A 12,881-nucleotide genomic window follows, 5' to 3' on the forward strand; every position below is an offset into this window, starting at 1 on the left:
CCGCCCGGGTGTTTCCTTCCTCCCGTCCCCTGCTCTCAAGACCCCTGTTCCCCACTTGCCTTATTGACCGCTCGCCTGCGCAGGACCGGTTCCGTTGATCTGCGCCACAACCACCGCCTTGCGGTTGTTCAGGTCGGCCAGCGCGGTCGCATGACGCTGCCGCTCGAGCCGTTCGATCTCGCTGCCGGCGTCGATGTCATTCAGCCGGCGCTGGAAGCGATCGTTCTCGGCCGCGATCGCCTGGTCGAGCTCGTCGAGCTGGCGCTTGAGCGCGAACTTCTGCTCGGCCGAGTACCGGCTGCCGGCCGCGGCGTTCTGCAGTTCCGCCTGGCGACCGCTCAGCCGTGCCATGTTCTCGGCGTAAAGGCGATTCTCTTCGGCCGCCGCCGCGCTTCCGTTCATGACCTGCGCCATGCGGCGATCGTGACGGGCCTTTTCGTTGGCGATCTGCGTGTTGATGTTGTCCAGTTCCCCGTCAACGGCCTTGCCGCCCGACACCTTGGCGATTGTCATCTCGCGCTTGTCGCCGGCGGTCTCGTAGCCGTCCTGGATCTGGCGCAGCTTCTGCTCATGAGCGCGCTGTTCTTCCTGCGCCGCCAGCGAGTTGGCCGGCAGGAACTTCATCGCCTTGGCGTGCCGCTCCTTCTCGCCGGCGATCGCCTTATTCATCTGGCTGACGTCTTTCTTGAACGCCTCGGTGCTCTGGCGGACTTCCTTCACCGCGGCGACATCTTCCTTCAGGTCGGCCCGGCGAGTGGTGAGCTCGCGCATGCGATCTTCGAATCGCTGGTTCTCATTCTGCGCCGCGGCCGAACCTGCCGGCATGCGCTTCAGCGCCTCGGCGTGCCGCTTCTTCTCGTTGGCGATCGCCTCGGCGTTGTTCTCGAGCTTCCCCGCAACGGCCCCCGCACCCTGCTGTTTGCGAGCGTTCTCGGCCTGTTCACGCAGCTTCGCTTTCTGGTTCCTCAACTGCTTCAGCGACTGCTCCTGCTCCGCCTGCAACTGCTTGTACTGCCGCCCGCCCTTGTTCATGCCGGCGGTCTGCTTGGCGAAGCGACCCTCGGCTTCGAGAATCTGGCGGTCGATCTCATTGATCTGGCCGACCACGTCTTCATAAGCCGGTGCCCCCACCGCCGACGATTGAAACGACACGCCGGAGATCGGCAGGAGGTTGATCGCCGCCGCCACCGCCGCCCCGAGCACCCACATCTTCTTGCTGGACATCTGCATTGCTTCGCTCCTGTAGAAAGGTTCCACACCACATACGGTTGGCGGCGTTCGGAACGTCGACTGTTCCAGTAACAACCGCCGCGAGAGTGCTATCGGGAGGGAATTGGGGGTGATTGAGAGGTATTTGGGTCCGAGAACGCGCGGTTTCAGCGGCTGCATGACGGCACAGGTCGCACAGAGTGCAGGAACCGCGGGGAAGGTGATCGCGTCGCAAAGTCGCGTCGAATGCGACATCGACTTTTGGCGCCATCCCCGAAGGGGTGGGTGCTCGGCGCGACTCGCGAGATCAACGCAACCCGTCAGTCATCGCATGCGATTCGACGAGTTGGTGATTTCCGACGGTTGCTGCGAGATTCGCGCCGAAAACCCACCCCTTCGGCGATGGCGCTAGAAGGCAGACGTCCGCTTCGGATTCGGTTACCTTCCTCTCCCCATGAGCTCTGCCCCAACCGCTTCCGTTGTAACCCGTTTCGCCCCTTCGCCGACCGGCTATCTGCATGTCGGTGGCGCGAGGACTGCCCTGTTCTCCTGGCTCCTGGCCCGGCACTTCGGCGCCAAAGTCGAGGGCGGCAAATTCCTGCTCCGCATCGAAGACACCGACCTCGCCCGCAGCACCGAGCAGGCTGCGACGCAACTTCTCGAAGACCTCCGCTGGCTCGGCCTGCATTGGGACAACGCCGAGCTGGTTTACCAGTCAAAGCGGCAGGACATTTACAACGGCATCATCGAAGACCTGATCGCAAAGAACCTGGCGTACAAGGCCTACGAGAAGAAGGAGGAGCTCGACGCAGAGCGCAAAGAGGCTGAGAAAGCGAAGCGCTCCTTCTTGTATCGCCGCCGACCTCTTACGGACGCTCAGGTCAAAACGTATGAATCAGAAGGGCGTCCACACGTTGTTCGACTCGCAGTACCGATCAAGGAGTACCGCTTCGTTGATGCAGTGCTCGAGAAAGAGATCGTCCAGGCGCCGCACGAGGTGCAGGACTTCGTTATCCGCAAAGCTGACGGGATGCCGACCTACCATTTCGCCGTCGTCATTGATGATCAAGCGATGGAAGTCACACATGTTTTGCGGGGGCAAGAACATCTACTAAACACTTTCAATCACATCGCGCTGCAGGAAGCCCTCGGCTACCCGCGACCGGTCTACGGCCATCTGCCCATCATCCAGAACATGGACAGCAGCAAGATGGGCAAGCGCGACCGCGACAAGAAGATCCGCCAGCGCGTCGGGGAGGTCATGAAGAGCACCAAGCGGTCGGCGGCCGACATTGCTTCCGCTGCCGCGCTCGACGCCACCGCGTTCGCCGAGTGGCTCGCCGACTCGCAGAAACAGCTCGACATCTCCGAGCAGGCCGCCGTCATGCATGTGATCGGGCTGAAGAACTCCGACCTGCCCGAAATCCTCGTTCACGACTTCCGCAAGAACGGCTACCTGCCCGAAGCCCTGCTTAACTTCCTCGTGCTGCTCGGCTGGAGCCCCGGCGGAGATCGGGAAAAGATGACGATGGCGGAGATGACCGAACTCTTCTCCATCACTGGCATCGGTAAGAGCAACGCCAAGTTCGACCGCACCAAGCTGCTGTCGTTCAACACCGACGCCTGCGCGACGGCGACGCCCGACCGCCTGATCGCGGCGTTCAAGGATTACCTGTCGGTCAACCCCGATAGTCCGCTGGGCGCGGCAACCGATGAACAGCTCGCCAAACTGCTGGAAATGAAAAAGGGCTTCCGCCTGCTGCGCGAGGTGGACGAAATCAGCCGGTTCTTCTTTGTCGCCGATGACGTACTGGCCTACGACACCGACGCCGTCGAGAAAAACCTGAAGAAGAACGACGGCGCCGGCATGGCTGCGTTGAGAGACATTCGCGGCGTTCTGGAAGGCGTTATGAGCTGGACCGCCGCCAGCTGCGAGGGTGCGGTCAAAGGCTTCTGCGAGCAGAAGGGCCTGGGGCTAGGTAAGGTCGCCCAGCCGATCCGCGTCGCCGTCTGTGGAACGACCGTCAGCCCGCCGATCTTCGAAAGCCTGGAGTTCCTCGGCCGCGAGCGAACGCTCAAACGCATCGACCGATGCCTCGCTTTGTAGGGTCCGCCTTGGCGGACAGGAGAGCGGGAAGACAATGCAAAATGCAAAACATGCAATGAAAAATGCAAACTGATCGAAATCCATCATTCTGCATTTTTCGTTGCATGTTTTGCATTTTGCATTGTCGCTTCGATGACGGTTTCATTTCCCTGCGGTCCACCCGGCATCCAGAATGAGCTCGGTTGCGGTGACGAACGCACTGGCGTCGCTCGCCAGGTAAATCGCAGCGGCGGCCACTTCCTCGGGCCGGGCCATGCGCTTGAGCAACTGCGTCGACACCATCTGCTCGTAGGCCTGCTTCGGGTCGGCGTATTCCTTCAGTCGTGCCTGAACGAACGGCGTCTCGACACGGCCGGGACAGATGCAGTTGCAGCGGATGCCGTCGGCGGCATGGTCGAGCGCGACGCACTTGGTCATCCCCACCACCGCGAACTTGGTCGTGCAGTAAGCGAAGCGGTCCCGAACCGCGACCACCCCGCCGATCGACGCCAGGTTGACGATCACGCCGGCCTTGCGGGCGATCATCGGCGACAGAGCCGCCTGCGTCATGAACATCACGCCTTTCACGTTCACCGCCAGCAACCGATCCAGGTCCTGCTCGGTCGTGTTCAGAATCGTGCCGACATGGCCGATCCCGGCGTTGTTGACCAGGACATCAAGCCGGCCGTGCTCGGCGACGATTCGTCCCACCGCCTGCTGACATTGCGCCGACTGCGAGACGTCGGTGGCGAGGAACGTCGCCGATCCACCGGCGGCGCGAATCTCCTCGATCACCGCCTGACCCGCATCGACGCTTCGTTCCAGCACGTAAACCGCCGCCCCCGCCTCGGCGAACGATAGTGCGATTGCCCGCCCGATGCCGGAACCTGCACCGGTGACCGCGGCGATCTTGTTGTCGAGTCGGAAGAGAGAAGATGTGGCCATTGGCGTTTGCGCTCCAGATCAGGAAGGGCCAGAGAATAGCAGAACTTGCCTTTGGAGACGCCAGGTCGTCGCGTGCGCATCCATCCCCACTGTCATCGTGAGAGCATGTGACTTTTTGAAGAGCCGCGCACGGAGTGTACTCACGGAGTAAGCGGGAACCGTGACGGTTCGGGGCATTCCCGCTTACTTCGTGAGTACACTCCGTGCGCGGCTCCTTAAGGAGTCACGCGCTCTGAGCGTGTCCGGGTACCTTCAATGCAGAAGACGGACAACGCGTGCGCGTCGTCCGTCTTCCCGGTTCGCTACTGGTCACAGGCTGCAAGCCTGCGCTACCATACTCACGCCGCCTTGGGCGTCGGGCGTTCGTCCATCGCTTCGCGGAGCTTGCCGAGCGCCTCGTGCTCGATCTGACGAACCCGCTCACGCGTCAGACCGACACGGTGGCCGATTTCCTTCAGGGTCATCGGCTCTTCGCCTTCCAGGCCGTAGCGCAGCTTCAGGATCTTGGCCGCCCGTTCGTCGATCACGTCGAGCAGTTCGCCGAGCTTGCGCAGCTCGTCGGTGCCGGTCACCTGTTCATCGGGCGGAAGGTTGTTGGTATCGGCGACGATCTCGTTGATCGTCAGTTCGCCGTCGTCGCTGCCCGACTGCGTCGGCGAGTTGTACGCCTTGACCGCCTTCTTGATGATGTTGAGCTTCTTGGGGCTCAGCTTCATGTGCAGCGACAGCTCAGTGGTGGTCGGCAGCCGGCCGAGATGTTCTTCCATCTCGCGGGTGGCGTACTTCACCTTGCTCATCATCTCGACCATGTACGCCGGGATGTGGATGGGCTGAACGCTGTTGATCAGCGCACGCTTGATCGCCTGCTTGATCCACCAGGACGCGTAGGTGCTGAACCGGCAGCCGTTCTCAGGATCAAACCCTTCGACGGCCTTCAGCAGGCCGATGTTGCCTTCTTCGATCAAGTCCGTCAGGCAGAGCCCGCGGTTGACGTAGTGCTTGGCGATGTTCACCACCAGGCGGAGATTGGCGCGAACCATCCGCTCGCGGGCTTCCATGTCCTGCTGATGGATGATGCGGCGGGCCAGTTCCTTTTCTTCGTCGGCCGTCAGGAGGCGGACCTCATGAATCTGGCGGAGGTACAACTGGAGGCCGGTCTGTACTGATGTCGTCGTTGCCATAGTGTTCATTCACCCTTCCACGTACGAGCGTCTATTTTTACGCTCTGCTCCGCCGATCGATCAGTGCCCTGTTCGGGTCAGAAATCTTCAACCCGTCTGCGGACACGGCGGCAACACCACGGTGCGATTCGTCGCAGTCCACCAGCGTTGCCCGGGTTGTATCGGTGAGCGGCCCTACCGTCTTTTGACCGGAAGAGGCTTATCTGTCGGAAATACCGGCTGTTACCGGACATAACGGCACAAAAATGTGAAGCTGTTCCGGCCCGGGCGACTGGGTAAACCTCCGAAGTCCGGTAAAGGGACACCATTCATGACTGCCACAGGAGAGATTGGCGGTCCCTACTTGCCCTTCGAGTTAGTTGGAGCCACGGCCCGCCCGCAATCTTCCAACGGATTCTGCGTATTCCAGATGACTGGCGGCATCCGAGCGGCGTTGGTAACAAGCCGGAAACCAGAACCGCAACAATACGATTGGGAACTGCGTCGCCGGCGTCTGCCAGCCGTTGAGGTCGCTACAGGAGGGTCGGAACTCAAGATGTGAGGCAGCAGGTAACTGTTTTGCGATCTGAGAGTTGGGCCCGGCGGACGCGGTTTTTCATCCTTCTGATCTGCGTTCAGGCACGTTAGCCTCGACGCCGGTTTTCAACTCTGCGTGCCGTGAGGTAGACGGACTGCGTCCAACTCAACAATTCCAACTGAACACCGTATCCACCCATTCAACGCTCCATGGATGTGCCAACCGGGAACCCGCTCATGATCCGTCGAACCTTGTTCGCGATGTCGTTTGCCCTGCTCTGTCTCACCTTAATCGCCACGATCGTACCGGCCGCCGATGAAGGCGGGGTGGCCGACGGCGGGACGCGCAAGGGCAAGTCATCAACTGCCGAACGCGAAGCGTTACTGGCGACGCAGCCGGCCTGGCTCCGTCCGCCGACCACGCAGGCTTCCGAGCAGGCGGCGACGCGCCCCAGTCCGCATACGCGCCCGGCCGCGACGCCCGGCGTGCGTCCCGTCGCCGCGATTCAGCACGTGCTGGTCGTCAGCATCGACGGCCTTCGCCCCGACCTGCTGTTGCTGGCCGACGCGCCCAACGCCCGCAAGCTCATGGCCCGTGGCTGCTACTCGATGTGGGCCCAGACCACACCGCAGTCGATCACCCTTCCATCGCACGTCAGCATGCTGACCGGCATGACTCCGAACCGCCACGGCATCCTCTGGAACAGCGACATCCCGCTGCAATACCCCCTTTACCCCGGCGTACCCACACTCTTCGAGGCCGCCAAACGGTACGGCTACACCGTCGCCGCGGTCGCCGGCAAGGATAAGTTCGACGTCTTCGACCGTCGCGGCGTCCTTGATTGGCGCTGGATCCCCAACAGCGGAACGGTCAAAACACCAGCCGTCGTCGGGCCGGCGGTCCGGATCATCAAGGACCACAAGCCCGACGTCATGCTCGTTCACTTTCCGTCGGTTGATACCGTCGGTCACTCGCTGGGCTGGGGCACGCCCGAGCAGATCAAGGCGATCGAAGAGGCCGACAAGTCGCTGGGCGAGTTGGTGACGGCCCTGGACGATGCCGACCTGGCGAAGTCCACGCTCCTGATCGTTTCTGCCGACCATGGCGGCGCGACGAAGGGTCACGGTGCGGACGACGCCCGCAGCCGCCACATCCCCTGGATTGCCGTCGGTCCGGGCCTGCGGAAGGGGTACGACCTGACCCGTGAACCGAAGCTGAACGTCAAAACCGAAGACACCTTTGCGACGGCTTGCTGGGCGCTGGGTATCCCGCCGCTGGTTGCCAATCTCGACGGCACCCCCGTCAAGGCGATCATCGCCCCCAAGACCGAGGAACTGCTTCAGCCGGCAAAGGTGAAGGTGCCAACGGAGTGGTAGTCCGTACGCCCGGGTAGCGAACGAAGTGGTAGGAAGCGCGGCTGCAGGAGCAGAACTCCGCCCCGGGCCTGTCGGAATCGGGGGTCGTGGAAACGAAACAACCCGCGTGACGATGTCACGCGGGTTGCTGCTATTATTGCGTTGCGTACGACCAGACTCGGACTGCTTACCACGCGAAGTGGGCGAACGCCTTGTTGGCGTCGGCCATGCGGTGGGTCTGCTCGCGGGTGTTGATCGCCTTGCCTTCCTTCTTGAAGGCGGCCAGGAGTTCGTCGGCAAGGCGGACGCTCATGGCGCGGCCACCGGTCTCGCGGCACGCTGCCAGCAACCAGCGGAACGCCAGGCTCTGCTGACGGCGCTTGTTGACCTGCATCGGCACTTGGTAGTTGGCACCGCCGACGCGCTTGCTGCGGACTTCAACGAACGGCTTGACGTTGTTGATCGCGTTTTCAAAGACTTCCAGCGGCTGGGCGTCTTTGTTCTTCTTGGCGACGATGTCCATCGCGTCGTAGAAGACCTTCTGGGCGACGGTCTTCTTACCGTCGTACATCAGGCAGTTGATGAACTTGCTGACGAGCTTGCTGTTGTAGCGAGAATCCGGCTTGAGGGTTTCTTCGCTTGCGGTCCACTTCTTGTAAGCCATGTTCGAAACGCTCCGTGTGGCAAATGCTGAAGTCGGAGTGCTGAATGCGGAATCGTCCGCGGCAGTCCGCCAACATTGCCGATTGTTTCTCCCCAGCGCGTTTGCAGCCGGGAATACTACGGTGAAAAACAGGAACTGAACGTCGGCACGCGATGCGGACATTCCGCATTCAGCATTCCGACTTCAGCACTAACGGTTTACTTGCCCTTCTTGGCGCCGTACTTGCTGCGGCTGCGCTTACGACCGTCAACGCCCAGGGCGTCGAGCGTGCCGCGAACGACGTGATACCGCACACCCGGCAGATCGCGCACGCGGCCGCCACGAACCAGCACGATGCTGTGTTCCTGCAGGTTGTGCTCTTCGCCGGGGATGTAGGCCGTGACTTCCTTGCCGTTGCTCAGACGAACGCGGCAGATCTTCCGAAGGGCCGAGTTGGGCTTCTTCGGGGTCATGGTCTTGACCTGAAGGCAGACGCCACGCTTCTGGGGCGAGGCCTGCAGGTCCTTGACCTTGTTGATCTTGGCCAGCGCCCGGCGCGGCTTCTTGATGAGCTGATTGATCGTCGGCATATCGTCTTACCGCTCGTCGTAATCGCACCTTGGCAAGCCGGGTCATGGCCTTTCGGCCAGTCGACGAGGGTGCTGAAAACCTGTTAACGCACTCCCAAATTCGAACGACAAAGCTACCGCTCCGCCGAGTGGGAAGCCCAGAACTATAAAACATCCGGGGCAGCCTGACAAGGGGGCCGAGGGAGATTTCGCTCCCCTACTCCTACCCTTCCGTGCAGGCACAACCTGAAATTTCCCGGCCATTCGTCGGCCCGGCAGCCTTTTGCCTGGCCTTCCATTGTAAAAACACGGTCTGTTCTACCCTCGAACGAGCACTGGGCGTGCCCGTTGCAGAGGGAATCCAATCAGGTGCGTGGAACCCGAATCTCCATTCCGTGTCCGGCCAGGATCGCCGCCATCCGATCCATGTCGACATCCGCCGCTGGCGGGCCGGCGCTGATGTCGGTGCAAGGCGTACCGCACTCTCGGAAGAATCCTTCGAACCCGCCAGGCGTGTGGATGTCGATCATTCGGCCGGGCCCGGAGCCAGTGTTGACCGGCGCATGCCACACTCCTCGGGGAATGCGCACAAAAGTGCCTGCCGGAGCCGCGTAGCTCACGCCTTCGATGTCGAACGTGAAATCCCCCTCCAGCACATAAAACAGCTCGTCTTCCCTGGAATGCCGGTGCGGCGGAATTCCTGCTCCTGGCGGACTGGTGATTTCGACCACACTGAAACCGCCCCGCGTCTGTTCGGCAGTCAGTTTGACCAGCACATGATGCCCCAGCACCCAGAGCGATTCCCGATGCCGTGGGAGCTCCGCCATCGGACCGAACTGATAGTCGGGGAGAATCTCGATGCCGGCCTGCGGTGCCCCGGCCATCAGCGCCTGGATCGCCTGTGGCGTGATCGGCGGCGGGTCGAGCCGGCCACCCGACGGACACGAGACACCCACCGACGCCACGAACCGTTCGAATCCACTTGGCGTCGCAATCAGCAGGAACTTGGCCGGAACATTGCCGTTGTTCCTGAAAGTATGCGGAATGCCCCGCGGCAGGTAGACCGTATCGCCGGCCACCCCCTGGTACTGCTTGTCGGCCAGCGTCCAGAGCAACTGCCCTTCGAAGAGATAGAATAACTCGTCCTCGGCGGCGTGGACGTGTGGCGGCGGTCCTGCACCCGGTGGTACTTCGCTCACGCCAACCGCATAAGCCCCGCCCGACTGTTCCCCCGAAACGAGAATGCGAATCCGATCCTGAAGGACCCACCAGGCGTCGCCATCGGTCGGTCCGTAAATCTGCGGCTTCAAATCCTGCATCGCGCCACCTCCTCAATCAGTGCATGCAATGGTCGCAATTGCTTTGACTACCAGTCCAGCGTTCCGCGCCAGGCTGCCGTCATCTGCTCGATCGACAACTCCGCGGCGATGGCAGTCGGCTCGCTGATGACGAGCTTCGGCTCCGCGATCACGCGACCGAAGGCTTCAAGCGCGACCGCCTGCTTCGCAAAGAACTCCGTCGCGTGCTGGAAGCGGTCCTTGGAGATTTCCAGCAGGTACCGGCCGGGGAGCTCGGCGAACAGCGACGGGTCGCCCTGACTTGGTACCGAGACGGCCATGCCGAGCCCCGAGCCGATGCACATCTCCGCCGCCGCCGTCAGGGCCCCGCCGTCGCTGACGTCGTGACAGCTCGCGACGTAGCCGAGCGCAATCGCGTCGGCCAGTGCCTGGTGGACCTTCGGCAGCGCGGCCAGATCCGTTGGCCCGGTGCCCTTCGGCGGCGACAGCAGGAACACGCTACTGTCGGGCTTCTTCAGATCCATCGTGATGCACTTGCGGACGTCGTCGATGACCGAGATCGCACTGATCAGCAGCGTGTTCGGAATGCGCAGTACCTGGCCAGTCTCGGAATTCGTGAACTGGTTGTGCAGCGAATCCTTGCCGCTAATGAACGGAATGCCGTACGCCAATGCCGCATCGCGGCAGGCTTCGCAGGTGCGAGCGAGGTGGCCCATGGTCACTTCGTCGTCCACGCTCGGCCAGCAGAAGTTGTCGAGGATCGCCGTCTTCTTCGGGTTGGCACCGACGGCCACCACATTGCGGATCGCCTCGTCAATGCTCGCGATCGCCATCGCGTAGGGGTCCTTGATGTGCGGCACCAGCCCGCAGCCGACGACCACGCCCTTGAGCGAATCGAGCTTTGGACGAATGACCGACGCGTCGCTCGGGCCGACCTGGCTGGGGCCGACGAACGGCTTGATGACCGACCCGCCTTGCACCTCATGGTCGTACTGCCGAACCACCCAGTGCTTGCTGGCGATGTTGGGATGCGCCAGTAACGCCAGCAGTTTGTCGGCGACCTTGTTCGAGGCGACATTCACCTGCGATGCGGCGACCAGATCGTTCGCCGCGGGCGTATCGACAACGACCGCCTTCCGCCGCGGCATCGGGATGCCGTTGTGCATGAAGTGCATCGAAATCCGCCCGACCTGCGTCCCCTTGTAAGACAGCAGCAGCTCGGCGTTCGGTGTGCCAAAGGTGCCGATCGCGGTCGCCTCGACGTCTTCCGACTTGGCCAGCGCCAGAAGCTCCGCCAGCTTGTTCTGCGGCACCGACAGCACCATGCGTTCCTGGGCCTCGGAGATCCAGATCTCGTCGTACCGCAGGCCCTGGTACTTCAGCGGGACCGTATCGAGCTTGACGTCGGCCCCCGTCTTTTCGCCCATTTCTCCGACGGCGGACGACAAGCCGCCCGCGCCGCAATCGGTGACGGCGGTGAACAGCCCGCGGTCGCGCGCAGTCAGGATAACGTCGCCCACCTTCTTTTCCGTGATGGCGTTACCGATCTGGACGGCGTGCGAGAACTCATCGGCGTGCGTGTCGGTCAGCTCGGCGGAGCTGAAGGTCGCGCCGTGGATGCCGTCGCGGCCGGTGCGGCCGCCCATGACGACAATCGCGTCGCCGGGCTGGGTCGCCTTTTCGATCTTGTTCCGCGGCAGCAGGCCGACACAGCCACAGAAGACCAGCGGATTGCCGAGGTAGCGGTCGTCGAAGTAGACGGCGCCGTTGATGGTGGGGATGCCCATCCGGTTGCCGTAATCGCGCACGCCGGCGACGACTTGCTGGAGGATGCGCTTGGGGTGGATGACGCCTTTGGGGAGCTTTTCCTTCTGTGGATAGGCGACGCAGAAGACATCGGTGTTCGCGATCGGCTTGGCGACCAGGCCGGTGCCAAGGATGTCGCGGATTACGCCGCCTGCGCCGGTGGCGCTACCGCCATAGGGTTCGATGGCGCTGGGGTGATTGTGCGTTTCGACCTTGAAGCAGACGGCGTCGACGTCATCAAATGCGACAACGCCGGCGTTGTCCTTGAAGACAGACAGGCAGAACCTGCCCATGTCGTTCTTGGCAGGAGCATTCCCCTTCCCCATCAACGCCATCGTCGAATCAAAAATCGTCTCCTTGATCAGGTTGTCGTAGTGACGCTTGCCGACGACCTTGCCGCTGACGTCTTTGACCTCGATATCCACCGCGCTCTTGAGCGTCTTGTGGACGCAGTGCTCGCTCCAGGTCTGGGCGAGCGTTTCCAGTTCGATGTCCGTCGGCTCGCGGCCCTGCTCGCGGTAGTACGACTGGATCGCCTTCATTTCCGCCAGCGACAGGAACAGATGTCCCTCGCGGCTGAGCTTTGTGAGCTGTTCGTCCGTCAGCTCGCGCAGCGCGACATGCTGCAGCTTCAATGTGTACTCGTGCCCGGCGGCGAACTTCTCGGGCAGATAGCGGTCGAAATGCACCGACTCGACCACGCCATTGGCCAGCACCCGGCCGGCGATGCGCTCGAGCTCGGGCTTCGCGACGACGCCGTGAATCAGAAACGCCCGGCCAGTGCGGACTTCACGCACGTTCAGGCCCATGTCGCGGATCGCCATCTCGGTGCTGTCGGCGACCGGGTCCATCACGCCGGGCTTGAGGTGGACTTCAATCCGGCTGGTGCCGGCGGGGTCGGCATGGTTGCTCGACCGCTCGACAACCTCGGCGGACTCGACCACGAGGTCGGCCAACAGGTCTCCCGCAATTTTCAGCACATCGGCGGCGGAGGCATCGGTGTCGAGGAAGAAGACCCGGCTCGTGGAAATCGGGCCGACGTCTGAACCGAACTCGGCAATCTGCTGGCGGATGGAGGCACCCAGAGAATCCTGGGCGGCGAGCGCGGCGGCGTCGGAAACGCCTGAGCCGGCATGGACCTTGGACCGAACGTCGATGCGGTAGATCATGCGGCGATTCTATCGATCGCCGGGCGTGGGGAAAGTCATCGTCGGTACAGCTACGACCCGCGTACGCTGGTTTCGATTGGGTGGCATGGGCAACGGTACTCCG

The 12,881-nt window shown here is 62.3% G+C and carries 9 protein-coding genes; 2 read left to right on the plus strand and 7 right to left on the minus strand.

Annotated elements, in window-relative coordinates:
• Positions 1-60: 60 nt before the first annotated feature.
• Positions 61-1,230 (minus strand): coiled-coil domain-containing protein, encoded by a 1,170-nt coding sequence (locus IPV69_RS11515; protein ID WP_206295255.1) that lies wholly within the window; start codon positions 1,228-1,230, stop codon positions 61-63.
• A gap of 433 nt (positions 1,231-1,663) precedes the next feature.
• Here IPV69_RS11515 and gltX point away from each other — a divergent pair, with 433 nt between their 5' ends.
• Positions 1,664-3,316 (plus strand): glutamate--tRNA ligase, encoded by a 1,653-nt coding sequence (gene gltX, locus IPV69_RS11520; RefSeq protein WP_206295256.1) that lies wholly within the window; start codon positions 1,664-1,666, stop codon positions 3,314-3,316.
• A 141-nt stretch (positions 3,317-3,457) separates the two neighbouring features.
• Here the strand turns inward: gltX and IPV69_RS11525 are convergent, their stop codons facing one another.
• Together IPV69_RS11525 and IPV69_RS11530 are read right to left on the minus strand one after the other, a co-directional pair.
• Positions 3,458-4,240 carry an SDR family NAD(P)-dependent oxidoreductase gene (locus tag IPV69_RS11525; RefSeq protein WP_206295257.1) on the minus strand — a complete coding sequence of 261 codons (783 nt, stop codon included), beginning with the start codon at positions 4,238-4,240 and terminating at the stop codon, positions 3,458-3,460.
• 338 nt (positions 4,241-4,578) lie between these two features.
• Positions 4,579-5,421 carry a sigma-70 family RNA polymerase sigma factor gene (locus IPV69_RS11530; protein ID WP_206295258.1) on the minus strand — a complete coding sequence of 281 codons (843 nt, stop codon included), beginning with the start codon at positions 5,419-5,421 and terminating at the stop codon, positions 4,579-4,581.
• 753 nt (positions 5,422-6,174) lie between these two features.
• On the opposite strand from IPV69_RS11530, the gene IPV69_RS11535 reads away from it, so the two are divergent.
• Positions 6,175-7,314: an alkaline phosphatase family protein gene (locus IPV69_RS11535; RefSeq protein WP_206295259.1), complete on the plus strand. Its 1,140-nt coding sequence runs from the start codon at positions 6,175-6,177 to the stop codon at positions 7,312-7,314.
• 166 nt (positions 7,315-7,480) lie between these two features.
• Here the strand turns inward: IPV69_RS11535 and rpsG are convergent, their stop codons facing one another.
• The 4 genes from rpsG to IPV69_RS11555 form a co-directional block, all read right to left on the minus strand.
• The gene (gene rpsG, locus IPV69_RS11540) at positions 7,481-7,957 is read right to left on the minus strand and encodes a 30S ribosomal protein S7 (protein ID WP_206295260.1); all 477 of its coding nucleotides are present in this window, start codon (positions 7,955-7,957) and stop codon (positions 7,481-7,483) included.
• Positions 7,958-8,154: 197 nt separating this feature from the next.
• Complete coding sequence (rpsL, locus tag IPV69_RS11545; RefSeq protein WP_206295261.1) at positions 8,155-8,526, minus strand: 30S ribosomal protein S12; 372 nt, start codon at positions 8,524-8,526, stop codon at positions 8,155-8,157.
• Positions 8,527-8,870: 344 nt separating this feature from the next.
• Positions 8,871-9,824 (minus strand): cupin domain-containing protein, encoded by a 954-nt coding sequence (locus tag IPV69_RS11550; RefSeq protein ID WP_206295262.1) that lies wholly within the window; start codon positions 9,822-9,824, stop codon positions 8,871-8,873.
• A 47-nt stretch (positions 9,825-9,871) separates the two neighbouring features.
• The gene (locus tag IPV69_RS11555; protein WP_206295263.1) at positions 9,872-12,778 is read right to left on the minus strand and encodes a phosphoribosylformylglycinamidine synthase subunit PurS; all 2,907 of its coding nucleotides are present in this window, start codon (positions 12,776-12,778) and stop codon (positions 9,872-9,874) included.
• Between the last annotated feature and the right edge of the window lie 103 nt (positions 12,779-12,881).

The organism is Humisphaera borealis, from assembly GCF_015169395.1.
GTDB lineage: Bacteria > Planctomycetota > Phycisphaerae > Tepidisphaerales > Tepidisphaeraceae > Humisphaera > Humisphaera borealis.